General features: G+C 56.4%; 15 protein-coding genes and 3 pseudogenes. 11 read left to right on the plus strand and 7 right to left on the minus strand.

Translation table 11 applies throughout. The features are described from left to right. Nucleotides 1-290: 290 nt before the first annotated feature. From BMW35_RS14870 to BMW35_RS14880, 3 genes and pseudogenes are all read left to right on the plus strand, one after another. Complete coding sequence (locus tag BMW35_RS14870; protein ID WP_177170876.1) at nt 291-6,677, plus strand: sacsin N-terminal ATP-binding-like domain-containing protein; 6,387 nt, start codon at nt 291-293, stop codon at nt 6,675-6,677. Nucleotides 6,678-6,777: 100 nt separating this feature from the next. After that, nucleotides 6,778-7,093: pseudogene (locus tag BMW35_RS15945) on the plus strand (type B DNA-directed DNA polymerase); the annotation flags it as partial. Between the two features lie 1,235 nt (nt 7,094-8,328). Beyond that, entirely contained in the window at nt 8,329-9,606 is a 1,278-nt protein-coding gene (locus BMW35_RS14880) for a Cdc6/Cdc18 family protein (RefSeq protein ID WP_089670470.1), read from the plus strand. Between the two features lie 91 nt (nt 9,607-9,697). Here BMW35_RS14880 and BMW35_RS14885 read toward each other — a convergent pair whose 3' ends face one another. Beyond that, nucleotides 9,698-10,021, minus strand: a complete 324-nt coding sequence (locus tag BMW35_RS14885) for a DUF6788 family protein (RefSeq protein ID WP_089670471.1) — start codon at nt 10,019-10,021, stop codon at nt 9,698-9,700. A 150-nt stretch (nt 10,022-10,171) separates the two neighbouring features. On the opposite strand from BMW35_RS14885, the gene BMW35_RS14890 reads away from it, so the two are divergent. After that, on the plus strand, nt 10,172-11,239 hold the full coding sequence (locus BMW35_RS14890) for an iron transporter (RefSeq protein WP_089670472.1): 1,068 nt from the start codon (nt 10,172-10,174) through the stop codon (nt 11,237-11,239). A gap of 165 nt (nt 11,240-11,404) precedes the next feature. On the opposite strand, the gene BMW35_RS14895 is transcribed toward BMW35_RS14890, so the two are convergent. Together BMW35_RS14895 and BMW35_RS16080 are read right to left on the minus strand one after the other, a co-directional pair. After that, on the minus strand, nt 11,405-12,832 hold the full coding sequence (locus BMW35_RS14895) for a hypothetical protein (protein ID WP_089670473.1): 1,428 nt from the start codon (nt 12,830-12,832) through the stop codon (nt 11,405-11,407). Nucleotides 12,833-12,895: 63 nt separating this feature from the next. Continuing rightward, nucleotides 12,896-13,165, minus strand: a complete 270-nt coding sequence (locus BMW35_RS16080; protein ID WP_089670518.1) for a DUF7410 domain-containing protein — start codon at nt 13,163-13,165, stop codon at nt 12,896-12,898. A gap of 569 nt (nt 13,166-13,734) precedes the next feature. Between BMW35_RS16080 and BMW35_RS14905 the strand changes: the two genes are divergently transcribed. Beyond that, entirely contained in the window at nt 13,735-14,196 is a 462-nt protein-coding gene (locus BMW35_RS14905) for a nucleoside deaminase (protein WP_089670474.1), read from the plus strand. Between the two features lie 167 nt (nt 14,197-14,363). After that, complete coding sequence (locus BMW35_RS14910) at nt 14,364-15,326, plus strand: PLP-dependent cysteine synthase family protein (RefSeq protein WP_089670475.1); 963 nt, start codon at nt 14,364-14,366, stop codon at nt 15,324-15,326. A 153-nt stretch (nt 15,327-15,479) separates the two neighbouring features. Here BMW35_RS14910 and BMW35_RS16085 read toward each other — a convergent pair whose 3' ends face one another. Next, nucleotides 15,480-15,794: a DUF7535 family protein gene (locus tag BMW35_RS16085; RefSeq protein WP_449404984.1), complete on the minus strand. Its 315-nt coding sequence runs from the start codon at nt 15,792-15,794 to the stop codon at nt 15,480-15,482. On the opposite strand from BMW35_RS16085, the gene BMW35_RS14915 reads away from it, so the two are divergent. After that, entirely contained in the window at nt 15,739-16,494 is a 756-nt protein-coding gene (locus BMW35_RS14915; protein WP_089670476.1) for a glucose 1-dehydrogenase, read from the plus strand. The genes BMW35_RS16085 and BMW35_RS14915 overlap by 56 nt on opposite strands. 64 nt (nt 16,495-16,558) lie before the next feature. Here the strand turns inward: BMW35_RS14915 and BMW35_RS14920 are convergent, their stop codons facing one another. After that, nucleotides 16,559-17,314 carry an SDR family NAD(P)-dependent oxidoreductase gene (locus BMW35_RS14920; protein ID WP_089670477.1) on the minus strand — a complete coding sequence of 252 codons (756 nt, stop codon included), beginning with the start codon at nt 17,312-17,314 and terminating at the stop codon, nt 16,559-16,561. A gap of 178 nt (nt 17,315-17,492) precedes the next feature. Here BMW35_RS14920 and BMW35_RS14925 point away from each other — a divergent pair, with 178 nt between their 5' ends. Beyond that, the gene (locus BMW35_RS14925) at nt 17,493-18,560 is read left to right on the plus strand and encodes a phytoene/squalene synthase family protein (protein ID WP_089670478.1); all 1,068 of its coding nucleotides are present in this window, start codon (nt 17,493-17,495) and stop codon (nt 18,558-18,560) included. Between the two features lie 96 nt (nt 18,561-18,656). Here the strand turns inward: BMW35_RS14925 and BMW35_RS14930 are convergent, their stop codons facing one another. Both BMW35_RS14930 and BMW35_RS15405 read right to left on the minus strand, forming a co-directional pair. After that, on the minus strand, nt 18,657-19,265 hold the full coding sequence (locus tag BMW35_RS14930; protein ID WP_089670479.1) for a TetR/AcrR family transcriptional regulator: 609 nt from the start codon (nt 19,263-19,265) through the stop codon (nt 18,657-18,659). A gap of 206 nt (nt 19,266-19,471) precedes the next feature. Next, nucleotides 19,472-19,696 carry a hypothetical protein gene (locus BMW35_RS15405; protein ID WP_143052218.1) on the minus strand — a complete coding sequence of 75 codons (225 nt, stop codon included), beginning with the start codon at nt 19,694-19,696 and terminating at the stop codon, nt 19,472-19,474. A 569-nt stretch (nt 19,697-20,265) separates the two neighbouring features. Here BMW35_RS15405 and BMW35_RS15950 point away from each other — a divergent pair. The 3 genes and pseudogenes from BMW35_RS15950 to BMW35_RS14950 all read left to right on the plus strand — a co-directional run. Next, nucleotides 20,266-20,517: pseudogene (locus tag BMW35_RS15950) on the plus strand (IS5/IS1182 family transposase); the annotation flags it as partial. 437 nt (nt 20,518-20,954) lie between these two features. After that, a pseudogene (locus BMW35_RS14945) lies at nt 20,955-21,373 on the plus strand (HVO_A0114 family putative DNA-binding protein). Between the two features lie 304 nt (nt 21,374-21,677). Next, nucleotides 21,678-22,322 carry an ArsR/SmtB family transcription factor gene (locus BMW35_RS14950; RefSeq protein ID WP_089670480.1) on the plus strand — a complete coding sequence of 215 codons (645 nt, stop codon included), beginning with the start codon at nt 21,678-21,680 and terminating at the stop codon, nt 22,320-22,322. Nucleotides 22,323-22,469 lie beyond the last annotated feature (147 nt).

Here is a 22,469-nt window from a genome sequence, read left to right on the forward strand (position 1 = left end):
GGTTCGGTCGTTCCTGGTTGTAGTTTTGACGGCGAGGCGAAGGAGCCGGACTCGTACAACAAGGCGTATCGACCCTACCTTTTATTTAAGTGGGGAAAGACCGCACAGGCTACAGGTTTAGAGTTTCAGTGAGTGGCTCAGGGTCCCCAAAGCAGACGGTCGCAGAATTATGTCGCACTGAACACCAAGACCTCCTCGGTGCATTAACGAATGAAAGCCGGTGGAGCAAGGAGGCGGATCTTGGTGTCGGCAATCAAGTCGTCGCCTCCACGCACGAGAGTCGGACAGTTTTGGAACTCATCCAGAATTCGCGGGACGCGATTCGCGACGAATCCGACGATGACGGACGAGTGGCTGTTATCGTCGGCCCAGAATCCTTACTCATCGCGAACACTGGTCGGCCGTTTGAACTCCACGATGATGATGTGTTCGAGGCGGTCACTGGACTCGGCCGATCGGAAAAACTCGACAACAGCGACTCGATCGGTGAGAAAGGAGTTGGCCTCAAGTCGTTACTCCAACTGAGTGAGCGGTTTTCCGTCCATTCGGTCGTCGGTGACGATCAGCTCTCGGCACAGTTCTCTCGCTATCACGCGGGGCAGATGCTGTTAGCAGGGTACGACCACTACCTCAAGACAGATCTCAGAAATGAGCTTGATGTCGAGAGTTCCGTCATCGAGTCGTATCAGTCTATTCTCGACGATATCCTAGATGAAGAAGCATGGTCGAGACTCCCATCAACGCCGGATATCGACACCATCGCTGAGCGGGAGTCGACCGAGGAGCAGGCGCCGCCAGCGCCAAGCGAATTCCTCACCGATTTGCCTCGACTCTCTTTATTCCGGTACCCATTCCTCATCAGTACCGACCACGAGGAGTCGGATGCAACAGGCCGGCTCGTTGACGCCCTCCTCAAGACAGGTCAATCCTCTTCATCAACCGCAACGCCGGAGAATAAATGGCTCGAGGACCATGCCGACACTTACCAGACGGTCGTCCGGCTTGATTATGATGACCCGGAATGGACCGGGTTGCTCGATTCTGTTCAAAACGCACTCGCCGAAAGTGGTCGCGATATCGTCGACGCCTTTGAGACTAACCGGCGAAGCGCAAACGTTGGCGGACTGTCCAGCGACAAGACACCCCAAGCGCAATTCTGGGATGAGTGTACCGACCTCTCTGCGTCAACGCTAGTCCTCCTTGGGGAACTCGACGAAATCGACTTTCTCAAACTCGAGGGCGATGACACCGAGGAAACCGGTTCGCTTGAGATTAGTGACCGCCGGGAGGTGACTATCGAGACCGACAGTACCTACCAGTCGTCCATCGGCGATGATCCCGAACTCTCCCGAATTCCGCATACAGTCACAGAGGAAACGACCACTACTGCCGGCACAACCACCCATGAGCGAGAGTTCCTTCGATACTCACAGACACTGACCCCAGAGGTCCATCAGTGGTTGACGGATGAGGACCGCGACATCGACGCCGAATCGGCAACGATAGATATCCTGCTGGAACAGCCGCGCCCCGAGGCAGCCGATTGGGAACCAACGCCAGAACCTCTCCACCTTTACTACCCGATTTCGGATGCTTCGACGCCGTTCCCATTCGTAATTCATGCTCCCTTCGAGGTGAGTTTCGATCGCCAACATCTCGCGACTGCTAAAAAAAACCAGACGCTACTCAAGGAGCTCCCGACGCTCATCGCGACCGTAAGCGAAGACCTCATCCAAAGCGACGAGGCAACTCACGCACCACCGTCGGGATATCGATCGTGGATGCCGTGGCTTGTTGCCCCCGTCGACGTCGCCGAGACTGACGCCGAGACATCGCTCGCAAATGGAATCGCTGACACTCTCAGTCGACTCCAAGACACCGCGATCGTCCCGACTGACTCCCAGGAACCGTTGCAGCCGACGGCGACACTGCTCGACCCGACGCGGTTGGAAGCCTTCGAGGCATTGCGTGGGCGGGATGCCGCGCCGCCGATCCCTGCTGCAGAGGTCATCGCGAATGGGAAAGCGTGGAAAGCCGACCTCCCCGAATCGGGACCGAGTGACCAATCCCAGTTCAACGGGTTCCTTTCCCAAATCGGGTTGACCACGATTATCGAGACGATTGCAGCAGATGCATCGGAGGATGACCTCGTGACGGTCCTCTGTGACTTCTGGAAGCGAGCCAGTACAACCACACCGGATGGTGGGTTCGATGCGTGGCATGTGACTGTCGAGCAGCCAACCCACGCAGAGCTGTACTTCGAGGCCATAGCGGAGGCGCTAGCCGGCCACGGCGCAGATGCAGATGACGACGATGAAAACGATGCAGAAGTCGATGCAGCGACCCGCCTCGGTAGACATGGTGTCCCCCTATTGCCGGCAGAGAAACACAAGGAAGGCACATCGACGACTGAGTCGGAGGAGGCAACCGTAACCAGATTAGTTCGCGCGAGGCCCAGCGAGGGGCAATCCGATGATGGATCCCGCCAACGGAGTGAACGCATCGTCTTCCGCCGCCAGGAACCCGGTGAGTCACAACAATCCATGGCGGAACTCCCCACTCCACCCCAACAATTACCGGTCTATATCATTCCGTATCAAAACGAGTGGGTCGGCCCGCTCAAGCGGCATAACCGACGCTGGGGGACCCGAGATCTGGAAGGGCAAGCGGCTTTCTATCGCCGTGTCGGCGCTGAAGCGGGTGGGTTCTCGGGCGACGAAAATGGCGACCCAGACGTCGTCGGCTACCTAGCCGATCTATACAAGCAATCCACAGCCGGACAAACTGCCGAGTGGGTGACCCCCCAGCCGTTCCACAACAAGCAGTTCGACGACGTCGAGGAAGTCTTCGCGTATGATACACTCACCGGTACCCCAACGGACTACGATGCGTTTCTCGAGCGACGATACGTGCAGACGATCCCGCTTCCGACCGACGACGGTAACCAACTCCCAGCCGAGCGACTGGTGTTCGGCCCCGAATGGGCGGAGCGATTCAGCGCCGTTGCGGATTCGCTCGCAAGTGAAAATGGCGTCGAGTATCCATTTGCCGGGACTGATGACGGTGAGGCCGAGCCGGCCGCGAAGTTCCGACGCTGGGCCGCAGCAATCGAGTGCCGCCAGGACTTCGAACCCACGGACACCCCAACCCTCGCGCCGCCCAGTGACGAGCAGTGGGAGGCCATCCATGCACAGATGGACCTCTCAGAGGCGGAACGCAAGCGGTGGGAACTCTACTTCTTGTTGCATCTAGGCGTCCAGGTCGGCCCCCACATCGATTGGGGGTGGCTCTTCCCTGGCCGAGGTACCGACGACCGTCGTACGGGCGCGCTATCACTCTCGGAAGTGCAGTCCCTCGCGGATGCCGACCCCGAGTTCGAAGCCAATCCACCGATTTCCCCATCTGAAGACCTGCTGGAGCGGTACCAAACGATTAGTTGGCGCTCAGAACACCATCCAGCGTTCAGTGCCGGCCACTCGGGTAGCTGTCAAAAAGATTGGTTAGACTGTGATATCGAGGAGTGGGAGTACAACAAGGACTTGGCGATCCCAACGTGGTGGCATCTCACGGAACTCAATCCAGACGCTGACCGGGGTCATCGGGAGGCAGTTCGGGATGCGACGGCGCTCATCTGGCCAGAACTCACGGCGACCATCACAGACACTGCGTGGTACTGTGACGGTACGCATTACAGCCACCAACCGAATACACACGACGCCACGATTCCGGCGCTCGGGGTCGTCCAACTACAGGATGCGGCACTCTGGCCGGTCACGGAACCAGATACAGATGACGATCCTGCGGAACCGCCCGGTGGGTTGATGCCAGAGGACCTCCACACAGCAAGGCCACTGATCACCGCCGACGAGCAACGCGGTGCGGCCAGCTATCTACCACGACTCGATCTCGACGAAATTATCGCAAGCATCGAGTCGCGGTTCGATTCGGATGGAGAACTTCCGAGCGTCGACATCGCATCGCTGCCGAGAATGCTTGGTGCACGGCCGCTTGATGGACTAACCCCGGCCCAAGCGGCCGATCGACTCAACGAGTTCTTAGCCAACCGTGCGGTTGCCGATACACATCGCACATACGACCATCAAGCGCTTTCGGCGATGGAATCCTCATGGGATTCCCAGTCGAATACAGTGCCCACCTATGGATTGCTACGGCGGCTCACGGCGACCTCGCAAGTCAGTCGAAAACTCACTGATGAGGAACCCAAGCGCCAGTGGATTCGCCGAGATATCTGGCATACTGGCGTTCGACTCCCAGTCCGATGGGCCGACGACTCGCTCATCCTCCACGTTGAGGAGGACATCCCACAAGTCGAGGAGCCTGAGTTACGAATCTACACGCAGCAAATCCCACAGCATGCACGCGAGCAGTTCGCTAATGACGAGTCCATTGCGATCGTCGAACGGCCCAGTCGAGAGGCACGAGCCATTGCATACCTGCTCGGGGGTGCCCCCGATGGGCCAATACCTCCGTTTGGAATTCAAACAGAGACGGAACAACCGGACCTCGGAGTTCCCGAAGACGAGTCCGAGCCAACAGCGCAAGAACAAGATGCGATAGAGGATCTCAAATCGACACTGGAGCCCCGGATAATCTATCTGCTAGCCGCATACGATGCAGATGTATCTGAGCCCGACCATAGAGCCGTCTACAACCAGCTTAATGCGATCATCAACAATCCAATCGGGATCATTGAGAACCCAGAAGGTACGAGTTCGAGACGATCAACGCAGTGGTCACCGCCAACCACTGCTGAGGAAAAGCCTAATCAGATCGCCATCTATCGGAGCGCAATCGACGAGCACAGTGACGATTCGACACAGATCCCGCTATACCTCGTAGCAGATGGCCTTGCCCAAGTTATCGACCAATATTCGCTTAGGGATGTCTTCGAGAACATCCTCATCAAGCCGGATTACGCGCTCGATTACGATTACGCCGAACAGAAAGAGAATGTCCGCAAAGAACTCTCTGAGCTCCGAGAACAGCGATTCAAGCTGGTTCAAGCGGCACTAAGAACACTGCTTTCGAATATCGACGAGACGGCAAGCCCACCGGAGTTGCATATCGATCCGGACGACGATGTCGAATCGACGCTGGAGAAAATGGCGAACGCACCGAACGGGACTGAGGACACGGTCGTCAATGCGTGGGTGGGGGCATTCACGACTGCAGGGCTTGCCGAACCGGTCACCCGGTATTGTATTGCGGCCGCAGCGACGGAGGAGTTCTACGCACGACTCCAACATGTTGCTACAGCACTCCAGAACGCCTCAGAGCTTCATCGCGATGACTTAAGAGACCACCAAGTTTGGGATGAACTCGATTCGTGGCCGACCAACAGCGACGTCGAGTCCCTCCGAAAGTACCTCACTGCCGTCGCCAAAATTGACGCCTTCTGGGCGACGTACACCGATAGCGAATCAGATGCAGAAACCGCCTTCGCCCTAGCCGTCGAAACAGCTGCCAACCCAACAGCGCCACCGGCGCCACTGACACCAGTCATAGAGGGCATTCCCGCAGGCGACCGCGTGGCGACAGCGCTCAGGGACCGCTTACTGATCGAACTCCCAAAACAGAGTGACGGGCCCATTCCCGAGTCCATTATAACGACCGTCGCCGAATGGCACGCAACCCGCCACGATACGTTCGCCGCCTCACTAAGTGAGGACGATGACACCAGCAAGCTCCTCAAGGCGTTCACAACGGCGCTCGAGAACCCCACCGAGTCGCTCGCGACTGTTATTGACGCACTGAACAGGTATCGTGAGGACACTGGTGGCGGTGGCGGCACTACGAGCCACGCCAAGCGACGGGAGCTCACCATGCAGTGGGTGTCAGCGTCGGATGCCGAGCTGGATGACGCGGTTAACTCATCTCTCACACTGGAGGATGCACCTGAAGATGGGGGCGCTCCCAGTATTGGATCGACTTCATCTAGCACCCCGACATCAAACGCAGAGATTGCTGATGACCGAGGGCGTGAAGCCGAACTGCTGTGTCTGGCGCGTACGTGGAACCAGTTCCGGACGCAAGACCAATCAACACGAGAGCAAATCCTCGAGGAACTCACTCGATGGCGGAGCGCCGATATCTGGCGAATGAAACCGGTTGAAGCCATCGCCGATATCGAGACAGATGAGCCAGCAATCGTGGGCGAACGGCCGGAAGTGGTCCTTCGACAGGCAACAATCCCCGATGAATCAGCGTATCGGACTGCATTCCGCCTGTTGTTCGACGTCTCTGACGAGCGTGGGCCCGGATTCGATTATATCGACCCCTTCGCCGGCACGGACGAAAAAGCGAACTCGGACTGGCGTCCGGAACATATGAGACGGGTCGAAGTCAAGGCCGTTACACCGGATCGAGCGACTAATGGCCGCGTCAAATTGACCGGAAACGAGTTCCGGATGGCCCGCCGGCGAGGTCCCGATCCATTGGCGGGTGAGTTACCGAAGCAAATCCGTGAATCAACAGACCGCTACCTGCTCCGCTTAGTGAGTCTCCCGCGTGCGTGGCGCAGTAACAGTGCGAATGGCATCACGGTTAGAGACATTCAGGACTTCATTGACTACGGGAAATTTGAAGAGGATGATGAACCCCTCTGGGAGAAGCTGCGGGGTGGAGAGTTCTACGTGAGCTTTGGATCTGGCGACTGACTTGCCCCTCGATACATTCGGTGACTTGTCTGCGATCCAACCCCACCCCATACCACTACACGTCCGGCGCTATCAATAGAGTTCCTTTCTCAGGCCCCATTTACTCAATAGAAATCATGTTTCCAAGCCGCTAGAGGGTTCACGCAGAACACCCAGAACGTGGCGGCGCTAATGCGGGCTCGAGAGCAGAACCTCGCTGTCCACCCAGGACAGGACCCCGAGTACGTCGTCGTCGACAACGAGAAAACTCACGAGAGCGGGTCGCGTTGGCTCACGAGGAGATCGAGTCGTACGATGCGTCGTACTACGAGATACAACTCGTCAGAGCTGTCGAGAGCGTGCTGTCACCGCTCGGCTGGGATCGGACGGAGATTCAACGCGAAATTTCGGAAACCCGTGAAACGAACTTGGCCGCCTCACCGAGGTTGAAGGAAATTAACCAACAGTATCAGGGGTTTCAGGAGAGGTGTTGGTTAATGACGAACTGGGAGACGGATTGGAAGCCGGAGAGGATACGTCACCCACACACCCCTCGTCCAGAGTGAAAACCAATCAGGTGTGTGGGGGAAGGTCCACGGGAAACGAGGGTTCTCGTGGGAAGAGATCAACGAGAACCACGGGAAGACAGCCTGAGACGGGAAAACACGAGAGAAATGGAATAACGAACACGAGCAGCGGTTCAGAACCACCAGAATGAATGCCGCCTTCGTCCTTTTTACTGTGCTGAATACACTTGACGAGTGGTAGGAGGCAGGTAGTAATAAAACCCCTAGGTAATACTTTGGAGATTGGTATGTTCGGTTGGTCATCGACTGTTAGACGACTGCTGTAATAGGTGTACTCGTCCCACGTCTTGTGATTTCAGTGCTTTCCTGCCGACCTGTCGTGTGGTTTCCGTCGGTCCCACCGAGGTACTCTTTTCACCGTTTCACTCTGGACGAGGGGTGTGTGGGTCCAATCTCGTTGTCCGTGTATTGTGAAACGTTAAAGGAACAATCGTCGTTTTGACTATTCTTCGGCCAGCAACCCGTCCTCTAAGCCAGTGTCGGGACGGGTATCTCCTGATCTCCCCGTCAGTACGGCATCAAGATACCCGATTCCGACTGATCAGATTTCACCCTGCATTGCTTCAGCTGGAGATGCGGCCTGTATCTGTGGGTCTTCTACTGTCTCGTTATTCACTCTTGACCAGGGGTGCCGACGAATGCTCGTCATCATCCCTCGATGTTCCCATTCGAAGCCAGTTCGTCACGCCGGCGTTTACACTCTGGACGAGGGGTGTCTGCCGTGCGTCAGACGCCAAGTGCCGTTATGTTCTCTCATAGAACTGACTGATTCCTTCGTTCGGGAGATACACTCTGGATGGGGGGTGTGGTCTCAACCAAGTGTTCCGGTCCCGGCTGGAGAGCTATTCACTCTTGACCAGGGGTGTGACAAACCCTCTACAGTCCGGCGTTTTCACTCTGGATTAGGGGTGCCGGTCCGAGTTGGGAACTATCGCTCCGGATCCGATTTCACTCGGGACCGACTCGACTCTTTGTGAGGATGATACGGCAGCGACAAAACATCAGAAGACGACCACAGCCCGATTTACACTCTGGTCGAGGTAGCCAAATCATTAAGTGGGTTCCATCCGCGATGTCTGATATTGATGGCTGAGGAACCGTCCCAACTTTCTGACTTCGACGGCCGATACGAGGACCCTGCCGACGATCCCCTCTTCGACTTTGATGAAGACGACCCCGACCGAGCCAACATTTTCGCTCGAAAGGAACTGCTGAAGGTGGGTCACGTCCCTGAAAGCGGGCGTATCGTCGGCCGAGATGACGAGATCAAGGCCGTTGCCGCTGAACTCAGGCCGATCGTTCGTGGTGATCCACCCAACAACGTGATTATTTACGGCAAAACGGGAACGGGGAAGTCACTGGTCGCCCGTCACGTCACCGAACGAGCTCGACGAGCCGCGGAGTCGAACGGTGTGTCTGTGGGCACGGTCTACGTCGACTGCGCGCAGCACAATACACAGACGCGTGTTGCCAGAACGGTAACTCGGTCACTCAACGAGACGGACGAGACTGACTTCGATATTCCACGCGCCGGGATCGGGAGCGGTGAATACTACGACTATCTCTGGGAGATTCTGGATACCGCCTACGAGTCAGTCATCATTATTCTCGACGAGGTGGACCGACTCGATGACGATGATATACTGATGCAGCTGTCGCGGGCTCGCGAATCGGGGAAAGCAGATTGCCACTTGGGCGTCATCGCAGTCAGCAACAAGATCGAGTATCGCGACCAGCTGAACGAACGCGTCAAGTCCAGTCTTCGCGAGGAAGAGTTCGTTTTCCAACCTTACGACGCGAATCAGCTGCGCGAGATTATGAAGCACCGACGGGACGCGTTCCACGATGGCGTTCTCTCGGACGATGTGATCCCACTGACGGCGGCATTAGCCGCGCAAGAACACGGTGACGCCAGAAAGGCAATCGAGATTCTTCGTCACGCCGGCGAGCTAGCCGAGCGAGAAAATGTCGATACAGTCATCGAGGAACACGTTCGCGATGCCCAGGAGTGGGCTGAAATTGACCGCTTCGAGGAGCTACTACGCGGCTCGACGACCCAGGTCAAATTCATTCTGTATTCTCTCGCGCTGCTCACCGAAGAGAATCCGAATGAGGACGGGTTTTCGACTAACCGGATTTACGAACGATATGAAGCGACGACAGAGAAAGCTGATGCGAAGACTCTCAGCGAGCACCGCGTCTATGAGCTGTTGAAAGAGCAGGCGTTCCTCGGTGTCGTCGAATCAACTCGGACCGGTGGTGGCCGGGGTGAAGGCAGTTTTCTCGAGCATCGGTTGGTTCAGGACACCGGTATCGTGTTGAAATCTGTCCTCCGGGACAGCCGGTTGGAAGACCTGGCTTAGCTCTCGGTTCAGCAGTTCACCACACCCCCGATCACGAGTGTATCTCTCGACACGTCGGAAACGTGGGGTGGGTGTCTTCCTGCATCGAGTTTTACTCGTCCGGGTTGACCGGGCCCTTGTACTGAGACCGAATCTTCTCTCCCTCTCGCCACTGCCAGTAGTAGTAGCGATTGTCGTTGATCTCCTTGATCGTGATCGTCGCTTTGGCAGGGACGTCGTCCGGAAGATCGTCTGGTCGCTCTTCGACCTCCTCTTGATCTGCTGACTCCTCGAGGCGGGCCTCACGTTCCTTGTGTTCGGCTAGCGCTTCAGCGTACGAAGCAACGTCTCGGAGCCGTTCCGGGTCTGACTCGTTGAGCGTGTTGACGATCTCCGTCGGGAGGGTCGCCGGTGGGGTCGGGGGTTCGTCGGACATCGGCTGCTCTCGTGTTAACCAACATAACCCTTGGGCCCGTAGTTTTGTTGGTTAAGAATCGCCTCACCTGTTTCGGCTGCTAACCCCTAGTCATCGACATTCGAGCGATGAACCAGAATCCATACTCCAATTCACGCCTGACCAGTACTCATGGATCGTCGAGCGTTCCTGAAAACCGCCGCAGGAGTGACTGGCGGCACAGTACTAGCTGGCTGTTTAGAACCGCTCGGCTTCGAAACACAGTCTGCGTGGCGTGACCCGCCCCTCGTTGAAAACCGTCCAGATGCCGTCTACTATCCTAGTATTGTCGAAGGGATGGGGATGTATGGGACAACAACAGCCGGTGACGTTGGGTTTGCCCTGATGCATTCGTTTCCACACCGGTTCTGGACGCTTACAGGAGACGACCGCACGAAAGTTGTCGTCACTGATACCGATTCACTTCATCTCATGGCTAGCGTGTGGGACACACAGACGGGTGCTGTGCTTCCACTTGACGTTTCCTTGGAACTGAGTATGGAAGACGGGACGACTAGGACGACGAACTTGTGGCCCATGGTCTCCCCAAACATGGGCTTTCACTACGGGGACAACATTGATCTTCCCAGTGAGGGACGTTACGAAGCAACACTCCAGGTCGGAGGACTACAAGCTAACCGGGCACGTGGCTTCGAGAACCGAGTAACTAGTTCCCGTAAGGCTACAATCCCGTTCACATTCGATACACGTGAGACGTATGAACTTGAATATCGGCGATTGTCAGAGAAGGCTGGAACCCCTGGGACTGTTGGGCTAATGGAGATGGGTATGGTCCCCAAGCCAGTTGCTCCACTAGTCGATGAGCTGCCGGGTCGATTACTTGGTGCGCCCTCTTCAGGTGACGCAGAACTTCCGACTACACTCGTCTCAGCAGGAAATCCGTTTACCGAAAGTGGCCAGCCGTATCTATTGGTGTCTCCCCGAACGCCATACAATCGCGTCATGCTACCGAACATGGGACTCAGCGCCACAATCACCAGAGATGGCGAACGCTTCATCGAGGAGTCGTTGCAAGCGACTCTGGACTCCGATATCGGCCACCATTATGGCGTTCCTGTCCCGGAACTACAGCCTGGGGATACAATTACGGTCACGGTGAATGCGCCACCCCAACTAGCTCGGCACGACGGATATGAAACTGCGTTTATGAATATGCCTCCGGTCGAGTTGACGTACTAAGCTAGTTTTCAAACCAACTAGCAGGAACGCCGTCACAAGCATTGTTTCGCAGCCAGCTCCGCCACAAGCCTGTGGGTTTGCCGCTCTCTCTCCAATACCCTCGTTCAGAATATCTTTCTACCGTACTCACCGATACACTCCCTGAAATTTTAGATATCTTATCTTTCACCCTAGGTATGGCGGAACTGCGCCCGGTAAGGCGAGAATCCAGAGGCTGATGACCGTGTATCCAATCATCACGACAACGAACGGAATCTGGCTCCGAATCGCGACGGTGCGACTGGAGAAGAGTCGGAATGCAACCGCGTGGGCTATCCAAATCGACACCAGATGGCCGACAAGGACGAATACGATCCCCAATGCGTCGAACCAAGCCGGTGGCGAGAGTACCAGTGGGTTGGCTGGTGGCGACAGCGGCGAAGTGAGTGCCGATAACATCGCTGGGCTGAGTGACACCGTCAAGCCCACGTAGTGAGCTAAGTGGTAGCCGGCAGCGATCGCTACTAGTGGTGGTGCAAACTGTATCGCCAGCGACTCCGGCGTGATGTACGTGCCAACGATACGACGAGAGAGGTGGCTGGCAAGCCGATAGCCGCCAAGGAAGACGAGATACCCACCAATGAATAGCAGCGTGTACGCGAGCAGCGCACGCACGGTCTCACCAGCAAACCCAGCTGGCAAGGCGGTTACGACCCCCTTGATTACGCCTGCGCCAGCTTCCGTCGTGATGAACCCGCTGTACGTAAGCTCCCACACGAGAGCAACTACGAACGCAACGTCGGAGGCGTGGGTCACGGCCGACGACTTTCGCAAGTCACTCCCTGGAAGTTTCAAAACGAGCGTATCCGACTCGCGCTGAATCGGACTCATAGACCCATAGAACCGGAACAGTACGGACAGCGGGTCAGCATTAGCAAACCACGATCTGGGACCGAAGACGACTGCGCCAGTAAGGGTGAGCACAGAGTAGAGCAGAATCACATTGGCCAAGACCGACGGCACGGTGCTGACGGGGAACACTACTTCTGTCCAGACAAGCGCCAACAGTCCAGCGACAGCCGGCCAGCGGTGTAGTGAAGCCGGATAATCGCGGAATCCAGATGGCACCGCACGTGCGAGCGTCCGCCATGGGTTCAAGACCGGCCAGGCGTTCCCCAGCAGATACGTCAGCATTGGGAGGGCGCCTCGAACGCCAGCAAACGCGATTAGAATCGCGAAGTTTGCGGTCGGTAGTTCTGGCCCGGCGGTACCGAGGTATAGGGCAAATCCGAGGATAGCGACGCCGAGTCCGCGACCGAGCCAGATTGCGGGCTGGTGCCAACGGGCGGACTGGACCGCAGGCCACGACCAGGTGTGGAGATGGCGGACGAATGCGCGGTCAGTGACGAAACTGGCGAGAAGTGCTGATGCGCCGATTGTGGCCCCACCGGTTGCGAGGTAGAGCCAGCGTGGGACGGTCAGGGTTTTCCTGGGTTCCTGTGAAAGCGTGAGACCATTTGCCGCGGTAACTGTATCGACACACATGACGATCACGAGGGCCCAGGCGATGAATTGGCCGACAAATCGGAGTGGTGGAGAGCGGTTTCTAGTCATTGGGTGCGTGGCGTCTTGGTGTGGTCTGTTTCTGGAAGAGAGGCGCCGCGGAATTCTCGACGGTTAGATCTCAAGGGCATATACGATAAGAAATCCAAAATATACGAGAATGAGCGCTGCCAGTGCTTTCAAGCGATACGTCTGGAGATCATCTTCTTCCGCAAGGTACGCGGATTCGAACGCATCTTCTTCCGCATCCTCGATATCTTCGTGGTGCTGCAACCCTTTGTGAAGGGCCAGTCGCTCGCTGGCCGGAAACGGCCGCGAACAGTACGGACAGCGATGTGCCGGTGACTCTGTGTCTGGGACAGAGGTCTTGACTCGCGGCGACATCTTCACAGTCAGGTTTCCGTCGCCGCCTATTGTGTGAATCGGTTCAGGTTCATGCTTAGCGTTTCAGTCTGAGGTGGTGACTGGCATTCATCACCCTCGTGCACGGTCTTTTTCTAGATTCCAAGTCTGTGGTCGCTTTGGTGCCCATCTCGCCCGCAACTTCGCCATGCACATTGAGTGCGAACCTATGCGTAGTTGGAGGGGAGATCTCGTGGTGGACAATGCCTCCGTTGTCGTTTTTGTCGACTGCAGAGCGGGGAACGGACGGCTGTGGGTCAGCGGGATCACCCACACAAATATGTACTTTTGATTCAATATTTAAATGTGCTCTTTTCCTTTTAGCTGCGCTGATTCAGACGGCTCGGATCGAGCATTGGCGGCGAGCTCAATTCGCTCTCACTCAGGTGAGATCCTCCCCGCGGTAAACGGCGGGAATCCTCTCCGTCGAAAAGGGAGTGCCCGAGAACCATTTGAGCCAACTCTCCAGAGTGGGAGTGGTTTTTGGGTAGTTCGACATCTGCAATCGACGTTCCAAACAAGTATACTGCCCAAACGGCCATAGTACGCCTATGGAATCCGAATTCGACGAATTTGACCACGACTCGCACATGCGGGAAGCCCTCGAACTTGCGCGTGCGGCTGTCGACCGTGGTGACGAACCGTTCGGGTCTGTCCTCGTTCGCGACAATACAGTCATCATGAAAGAGTCGAATCAAGAACGTACCGAGGACGACATTCGCCGCCATCCAGAACTCCATCTTGCGTACCGTGCGTGCAGAGAGTACGATGCCGAAGAACGGGCGGAGATGGTGATGTACACAAGCACTGAGCCGTGTCCGATGTGTGCAGGCGGGATGACGACAGCAGGATTCGGGCGTGTTGTCTACAGTGTCGGGAGCGACGAGCTCGCGGACTTCACAGGAACTGCGCCGTCTGTTCGGTCTGCAGCAATTCTAGAGGGGGTCAGCGATGTTGTTGGAGGCGTCTTGAATGAGGCCGGTCGCCAACTCCATCAGGACTACGACTGGTGATGGGCCGAAGTGTTGGCTCGGGCAAATCCTAGAATTAGCGGGGGTTGCCGTCCATTCCTCGATAGCTTGCTCAACAACTAGCTGCACAGAACGCTAGCCGGATACAGGTCCCCCACTGCAGAGCGATTTACCGATACGCCTAACGTCATGGCTGGCCCCCCTCCAGTATGCCCGCCCAGAATTACCCGAACACGCTAGCGGCAATCGGAGAAACACCGATGATCGACCTCCCGTCACTTCGCCCCGAGGAGGGCGCGTCGGTCTCGGTCAAGTGGGAAGGAGCCAACCCAACAGGTAGTCTGAAAGACCGGATGGCACTCGCCATGATCGAAGCCGCCCGGGAACGAGGGGACATCGCTTCCGGTGACCCTATCGTCGAGTTCACCGGCGGCAGCACGGGGACGAGTCTTGCGTTCGTCTGCGCCGTTCTCGACCACCCGTTCCACGTCGTCACGGCAGACTGCGTCGCTGACGAGAAAATCGCCTCGATGCAGGCGCTCGGCGCCGAAGTAGAACTGCTCGAAACACCAAACGGGACCACATACGACGGGCTATTCGATGACCTCCGTGAAAGAGCCCTCACGGTCCGCGACCAGACAGGTGCGTACTTCACAAACCAGTTCGAGAATGACGACCAGCTCGACGGATACGAGGCTTTTGGGGAGGAAATTCTCGACCAGTGTCCTGACGTCGACGAGTTCGTCATGATCGCTGGCACCGGTGGCTGTGCGATGGGGACCGCTCGGGCACTCCGTGCTGCCGACACTGAGGTCCGCATCTCAGTCGTCGAGCCCGCAGAGTCGCCCGTCCTCACCGAAGGTACGACCGGGGAACACAGCGTTCAGGGAACGGCAATCGTTGGCTCCCCGCCACTGGTGGATGATGACGCCTACGACCAGGTGTACACGATTCCGAATGCGGAGGGCATCGAGTACGTCCGCGAAATAGCACGCCAAGAGGGGATGCTCGTCGGCACGAGCACCGGAATGAACGTTGCTGCCGCTCGACGAATTGCCGCGACACGGGACCCGGATGCGACTGTTGTGACGGTGGCTTGCGATACGGGGCTCAAGTACCTCTCTGATGGGCTCTACGAGGGCGTCGAGGAGTCGACGTTCTGTCTCTCTTGAACTGCGCCACACCGCAGTGCTCGGAACCGTAGGCCAATCGCTGTCCATCTCCTTTGTTGGGTCGTTCCTAATCACGGTCGGTGAATGAGGTAACTCCGAATCGTGAGGGCTGCTTCGAGAACCACAGCCTCCGTCACCGCGCTCCAGACGTCCTCAGGAAGCCGTTATTTTATCGCCAATCCAAAGCAGGCCGAGGAATGGCAGCAGGGGGACTATCAGTACGAGGAGGGCGGCGAATATGAGTCGTCCAGCGGCTGTCATCTGTGTGTTCGAGACATCTGTTCGGAGGTTGGATACGGACCGTTGCATATGTGTTTTGCCCACCATACAGTATATATTGAATGTATATTCAGCATTTCGAAGACGGTGGCCAACGGAGAATACTTTAGTATTGAATAAATAGTCAGTAACGATGGTAGCCCAACTCAACAAGCACACCGCAGTCGTCACCGGCGCGGGATCAGGCATCGGTCGCGCAACCGCACAGGAACTCGCAGCTGACGGCGCAAATGTCGTCGTCGCCGACGTCGACGCAGAAGGCGGTCGAGAGACCGTCCGTCAAATCGAATCCGCTGATGGCGACGCGATTTACGTCGAGGTCGACGTCACCAAGGAAGCAGACGTCGAGGCGATGGTCGAAACTGCAGTTGACACCTACGGCAGCCTCGACATCGCGCACAACAACGCCGGCATTGAGGGGACTAACGCTCCTCTCTCCGAGCAATCAATCGAAGACTGGCACCAGGTGCTCGAAGTGAACCTGACCGGTGTCTGGCTGTGCATGAAACACGAACTCCCCGCGCTCACTAACGGCGATGGGGGAACAATCGTGAACACGGCTTCGATCGCTGGCCTCGCAGCTGACGGAAGTGAACCATATACGGCCAGCAAGCACGGGGTGGTCGGTCTTACGAAAGCTGCCGCAGTCCGTCACGCCGAGGATGGAGTTCGCGTGAACGCGGTCTGTCCGGGCGTCGTCCGGACACCGATGGTCGAACGAACGATCGAAGAACATCCGGACGCCGTCGATGCGATGACCGAAGACCAGCCACTCGGCCGAATGGCTGAACCCGAAGAAATCGCCAAAACTGTCGCTTGGTTGGCTTCCGACGAGTCGTCGTTCGTCAACGGCCACGCCCTTCCGGTCGAAGGCGGAAAACTCGCCTAACTGTACCCACGGAGCTCACTCCGTCATCGTGGTCAGCTGACTTGCGGTCGATCGGATAGTACCCTCACTTTTGCGTTTCGCCACCGTCGACTGGGAGTGAGTGGCCGGTGATGTACGACGCTTCGTCAGAACACAGCCAGACGATCGCGCTGGCCACCTCATCTGGTGACGCGGCCCGCTTCATCGGAACTTCGTCGATAATTGAACTGCGTTCTGACTCAGACATCGACTCCAGTGCCGTCGTTTCTACGATTGTCGGACAGACCGCATTGACGCGAACGTCCCTCGCTGCAGTCTCTAGGGCTGCCGTCCGTGTCAGGCCAACGACGCCGTGTTTGCTCGCTGCATACGGGGCTCGACCAGGGCTTCCACGGATACCAGCCTTCGATGATACGTTAACGATGGCACCGCCACCGGAGTCGTACATCGCGGGGAGTTCGTATTTCATGCCGACCCAGACGCCAGTCTGATTGACGTCGAGTACGCGGTTCCATTCGTCTTCGTCGATTTCTGGGACTTGTGCTGGGGTGTTTCCGATTGCGGCGTTGTTGACTGCGTAGTCGAGTCGACCGTGTTTGTTTAGCGTAGCACCAACAAGAGCGGAAACGGATTCACTGCGGCTGGTGTCGACCTCCATGAAGGTCGCCTCTCCGTCTTTGTCTTCTTCGATTTGGTTGGCAGTCTCTTGCCCGGCCTTCGTATCGATATCCGCGACGACGACGGTCGCGCCGTCGGCAGCGAAGCGCTTTGCGGTTGCGCGACCGATTCCGGAGCCTGCGCCAGTAACGAGTGCGACCGTGTTCTCGAAGTCGTACGTCAATTACTTATGTTGAATATTTAGTCAAGTACCTTCCGGTATATGGGGCCAGGGGCAATTTTGGGACTCATTGAACCAACTCTGTTGTCTGATAAAGACGGTAAATATAAATACTAACTATTTAGTCAAACACGCGGGGATTGCCCCTCGAAAGCGCGACTCCGCGCCCCACCCAGAACACATGACGCGACACCACACAGACCCCTCCGAGTCGCCCCTCACGTACTGCCACAACACAGTCACCGACGTCTCGCGTACGTTCGCTCTAACAATCGACGCACTTGACGCCCCACTGGACGATCAGATTTGCGTCGGCTACCTACTTTGCCGGATTCCAGACACAATTGAGGACGCCACCCACCTTCCAGCAACGGCACAGCAAACACTCCTCCAGACGTACTACGAGGCTCTTAGCCCTGATTCACCGACATCAACTGAAGCGTTCACACGACACGCCAGACAGTGGACCCCAACTCAGTCTCCCTCCGCGGATTGGACGCTCGTCGAGAACACACCGACCGTGATGGCCGCATTTGACCAATTCTCACAGCGGACTCGGGAGGCAATGCGGTCTCCTATCCGTGAGATGATTCAGGGTATGCTCCGATTCGTCCAGCGATACACCGGTGAACTTGGAATCCGAATCCAGACCACCACTGAACTGCGCAGCTACTGCCACTATGTTGCAGGGACTGTCGGGACGCTCATCACAAACCTCCTCGCCAGACAGTCGCTTGGTCACTCTCGTGAGGCCACCCTGCGGAAGAACGCCGAACACTTCGGTCGACTCCTCCAACTAGTAAATATCGCGAAGGACGTCCGCGACGACTACGTGACCGAGGACAACGTGTACCTCCCGAATGAGTGGCTGGCAGCCGAAGGCGTTCCACAGGACGAACTCATTCACCCAGACTATCGTTCTGGCGCTATCTCAGTCCTCTCTCGGACGCTCGATCGGGCACAGCAACATCTCGACCCTGCGCAATCCTACATCGAGAAGATGCCCCTTGGCGATGGGAACACCGCTGCTGCATGGGCTGTTCCGTATCTGTTAGCCGTCGGCACGCTCCGAGAACTCCGCGCAGACCCCGAGGCCGCGTTTTCTACAGCGGAAGTGAAGGTGTCTCGGCAGGAGGTTCAAACAATCATGAATACCATGTGTGCGACTGACCGCCAGTATCTCGGTGTCCTACAGGAACGGATTGCTGATAGCCCGCTTGAAGCCGCCCCGCAGGAGTTCGCAGAGTAATTCCCTCAGAGAACAGGTCTTCAGCACGTCACCGATGCAGAATGAGCTGTGATGTCTCGCGTATCACGGAACCACGGACACATACAAAATCTAAGTCTATGTGCTCGCTGTTGAAATCCGGTCGATATGAGCGTCAATAGCTGCTTTCAACGTCTCAATCGACTGATCCGGGTCATAGACGGTGAGTCGGCGGGCACGAGTCCCCACGAGCAGTGAAAGCAGCGCCTCTGCTTCGACCTGGACGTCGACATCAATGAATTCGTTCGCTTTGATTCCCCGCCGGAGGATGCCCTCCAGGATTGTCCTAAGCTCCTCTTCGACCTCGAGGTACTGCTCACGAACAGCCTGGTCATGGGGTGCATTCATTCTAAGTTCGAACATCGCCAGCATCAGGCGATAGGGTTCTTCGTCGACCGTCGTTGGGAGGAGGAGGTCGATGAGATCGTTGAGTTCTTCTCTGGGGGCAGTTCCTTCTTCGGGGAGGTTCGCGAGAAATCCGCCGAGTATGTACTCGAGGAAATCGACGAGCAGGTCGTCTCGACCGTCGTAGTGATAGTAGAGGAGAGATTTGCTACGGTCAAACTCGTCGGCGATATCCTGGATGGTGAGATCACCGTAGCCGTGCTTTTTAACGGCACTGTGGGTGGCTTCCATGATATCCCGTTTCCCCGGGCTCATGTCCTCGCCATAGTTCTCGAGACTCATTGGTCGTACTTGTCGTTTCAAGCGGCCTGTTCCTTTTGATTACGTCCGAATCGGCTGATATCCCGCCATCCCGACGGTAATTCATCACCATCGTTTCAAGTAGAAGACACTAGACACGCGGTTCGTTCGACAGTACGTACTGGGTTCCCGTAGCTGGATTGTCTTGAGTTGATGACTGCTTAGTGTTTGTTGGCGGACGTTGTTGCCTAGAGGGTCGTCAGGTATGTAATCCAGAGGAGGACGGAGGCGGCTCCGACGCCACCCATGATGTAGGTGTAGAGCTTTCGTACTCTGCCGTGGATTTTGTAACTGCTGTAGACCGAGACGAGTCCAGCGACTGGAATCAGTACGACAGAAATGATTGCGCTGATTGTCCCGAGAATGAGGTACCGTCGGGTATTCGTTTGGTTTGTGGTGGGTGTTTCTGGCATTGCTCTACATCATACTGAACATCTATTCAGTATTTAAACTAGTGGTTTTGGAGTGCACAAGCTCAGTGCAGAAAACCCCCAATCCCCGCCGAGAGGGCAACCAGAAAGAGAATCACCGAGCAATCGAATGGCGAAGTCGACGATGGCCGGCTCCCGGAGTGCAACGGGTTTCAGGAACTGGCAGCGGCATACGCAGGCCCAGGCTCTGTTCGTGCTTCATCGAGCAACTGCTTCAGCTGGTTAAGATCACGGAGGACGCTGTCGAGATAGCCGTTCGAGTGTTGGTAGATTGGTGTGATGCGGTTGGTTTCGGCCTGTTCGTCTGCGGGCTCGCTCAATTGGATGGTTCAGAGTTGAGTTCGTGTCGACATCGGTCAACGCCGGTGCGTGTGCGCCAGCACCCATCAACGGCGCTCGAAAATCCCATTTCGCGACAGCCGAGCCTCAGGCCACTCCCACCCGTTCGACAGTGGTCATCCCGTCATCCGACGCGTAATCGGCCTCGAAGTCGACGATGAACGCGTTCGCCTCGTAGGCGGCATGGTAAGCAGAGTGAACGCTGAGGTGGAGTGAGTTCAGCGATCCTGCAAGATATCTTCGGTAGAGCTATGTTCAATGTCAAGGAGACCGAGGTACTAGCGTTGTCTGAGTATTTCTCCCTCGATTTTCTCGAAGGGGTCGAAGTGTTTCTCCCGGCGGAAACGGAGCGAACGCGAGACCACGAGCAACCGGAACTGATGCGTGGCCTCCTCCATTGCTAATACCACGATATCTACGGCATTCGTGCCCTCAAACGAGAGCTATGGAACACGTTAGTCTATTCACCAATAGTCTATCACATTGGCCGGCGAATCGATAGACGAGAACGGCCTCACCGACCGACGACAACCTAGATGGTATGAACGAAGCACAAAAGTACCCAGATGGTTCCGTCGTCCACGTGTTCCACATGCGGGCCAACCGCGACGCATACCCGTCTGGGTGCGGATACAAACTCTACCACGGCGCCACGGAATCAAATCCACCCCACAGGCTTGCCGATAGGACGATTCGCTAGTACGGCAACTCGCACGAAGACACGAAAGGACACGAACGTCACGTCGCAGCAGACTCGAACCCAGACATCATCGAGTTCCCCCGGGAGGGCCAACTCTGGGTGCAGTTCTGGAGCGGAATCCCAAAACCCGAATTCGAACTCGCATGGCCCCATCACATCACGGTGATACCTATGACTGTCTCAACCCCGGCGCTGCACCCGATGGAGCGCGAACAGCTTCGCGCCGAATCAACCCTCTTCGTGACCGTGACTCCATCCAACGAATTCCACGACGACGTCACCGACAGCGTCGCGGCCCTCGAAGTAGGCGAGGCGATAGACTCAACGCCGACGCTCTCGTTCACCAGCTACGACGAGCTGATGGAAACACTGACTCCGCGTGTTCTTGAGGTCATCGGGGCCATCCGTCAAGAGGAACCGGCCAGCATCAACGAGACCGCACGAGTCGTTGACCGGGACATGAAGAACGTCCATGAAGAGTTCAGTCGGCTCGCCAGTTGGGTATTATCTTCTTGGAGGAAGACGGCCAGCGGAAGCGTCCGGTCGTCTGGTTCGACGAACTCGTCATCTCTCTCCCGTCCGATCCCAAGACTGACTATACGGCTGCCACTGCACCGTGAAACTAGGTCTAGAATCGTGATTTCTCGCCCTCAACCACCTTAGCAGACCACAAACCGAGTTCTTCCCTACCGTCTTCCGATGGGTTGCTGTCTCTGGCTATCAGTAGTTGCTGGCGCGATTTCTTTATTCAGACGCGTCACCGAAACTGAAGCAACCGAAGCGGTACATAGAGGCGATGCAAATATCACTGAATAGCTATCCAAGAAGATGCTCAGTTGGGTGATTACGTAGTGCTCGAATCGGATTCAAACACCTCTTTGAGTCTGCCGCAGTCACATAATACCGCAAACAGACAAGATAACTATGTCTTCACTATTACCGTTGAAACCTGCTCCCGATACAGTTTCGGACCGTGAATTAGAGCCCAGACTCGTTGGATTTGAAGACGAATCTGCTGAACAGATTTTGTCAGCAGTCACCTCAACAACGGCACGCCGTATTCTTAATCAGCTATATCTAGAACCGACCACCGTGTCGGATATTGCTACTGAACTTGACTCTTCAGTACAGAACGTCAGCTATCATCTCAACCGACTCCAAGACGCAGGTCTCGTAGAAGTCATCGAAACGTGGTATTCCGAGCAGGGGCGTGAAATGGATGTATACGCTCCGACCAATAGTGCACTCGTCCTCTTTGCGGGAGCGGAGAGAATAACCCCGTCACTTACGACCGCGTTGAGTCGTGTCTTCGGTGCAGTAGGTATTCTGGGAGTTGTCAGTGCAATCGTCCATACACGCTGGTCAGTGGTGACACCCTCACCGTCGCCCCGAGTTCCTGGACCGCCTGTACAGCAACCTGACCCAACCATGTGGGAGACGCTCGTTACGTTTGGAACTGGCCCCGGTGGGTTCGTTCTGGGGATCGGCATCTTCCTGATCCTGTCACTCTTTGTGGTATGGTACTGGCGGACGTATCATCCTGCGCGGAGTCGCACCCAATCGATGTAAGCGGTTTTCGGGACTGAAAGACATCTTTGAATCTGAGATAGGGCAATGCTTGACCCCTCCAATGATAGCATATGAAACGGAGAACGTTTCTAGCAAGTGCTGGAATTGGTCTCACAACTGCAGCAGCGGGCTGCACCTCTCAAGGAA

It is taken from the genome of Halobacterium jilantaiense (assembly GCF_900110535.1).
Classification (GTDB): domain Archaea; phylum Halobacteriota; class Halobacteria; order Halobacteriales; family Halobacteriaceae; genus Halobacterium; species Halobacterium jilantaiense.

Excerpts from the sequence above, each read along its gene's own strand:
- BMW35_RS14910 (WP_089670475.1), top strand. The coding sequence starts at position 14,364 with ATGCCCGCCCAGAATTACCCGAACACGCTAGCGGCAATCGGAGAAACA.
- BMW35_RS14895 (WP_089670473.1), bottom strand. The coding sequence starts at position 12,832 with ATGACTAGAAACCGCTCTCCACCACTCCGATTTGTCGGCCAATTCATC.
- BMW35_RS14880 (WP_089670470.1), top strand. The coding sequence starts at position 8,329 with ATGGCTGAGGAACCGTCCCAACTTTCTGACTTCGACGGCCGATACGAG.
- BMW35_RS14930 (WP_089670479.1), bottom strand. The coding sequence starts at position 19,265 with ATGAGTCTCGAGAACTATGGCGAGGACATGAGCCCGGGGAAACGGGAT.
- BMW35_RS16085 (WP_449404984.1), bottom strand. The coding sequence starts at position 15,794 with ATGCCTGATCCCGCGCCGGTGACGACTGCGGTGTGCTTGTTGAGTTGG.
- BMW35_RS14925 (WP_089670478.1), top strand. The coding sequence starts at position 17,493 with ATGACGCGACACCACACAGACCCCTCCGAGTCGCCCCTCACGTACTGC.
- BMW35_RS14890 (WP_089670472.1), top strand. The coding sequence starts at position 10,172 with ATGGATCGTCGAGCGTTCCTGAAAACCGCCGCAGGAGTGACTGGCGGC.
- BMW35_RS14885 (WP_089670471.1), bottom strand. The coding sequence starts at position 10,021 with ATGTCCGACGAACCCCCGACCCCACCGGCGACCCTCCCGACGGAGATC.
- BMW35_RS14905 (WP_089670474.1), top strand. The coding sequence starts at position 13,735 with ATGGAATCCGAATTCGACGAATTTGACCACGACTCGCACATGCGGGAA.
- BMW35_RS14950 (WP_089670480.1), top strand. The coding sequence starts at position 21,678 with ATGTCTTCACTATTACCGTTGAAACCTGCTCCCGATACAGTTTCGGAC.
- BMW35_RS15405 (WP_143052218.1), bottom strand. The coding sequence starts at position 19,696 with ATGCCAGAAACACCCACCACAAACCAAACGAATACCCGACGGTACCTC.
- BMW35_RS16080 (WP_089670518.1), bottom strand. The coding sequence starts at position 13,165 with ATGTCGCCGCGAGTCAAGACCTCTGTCCCAGACACAGAGTCACCGGCA.
- BMW35_RS14915 (WP_089670476.1), top strand. The coding sequence starts at position 15,739 with ATGGTAGCCCAACTCAACAAGCACACCGCAGTCGTCACCGGCGCGGGA.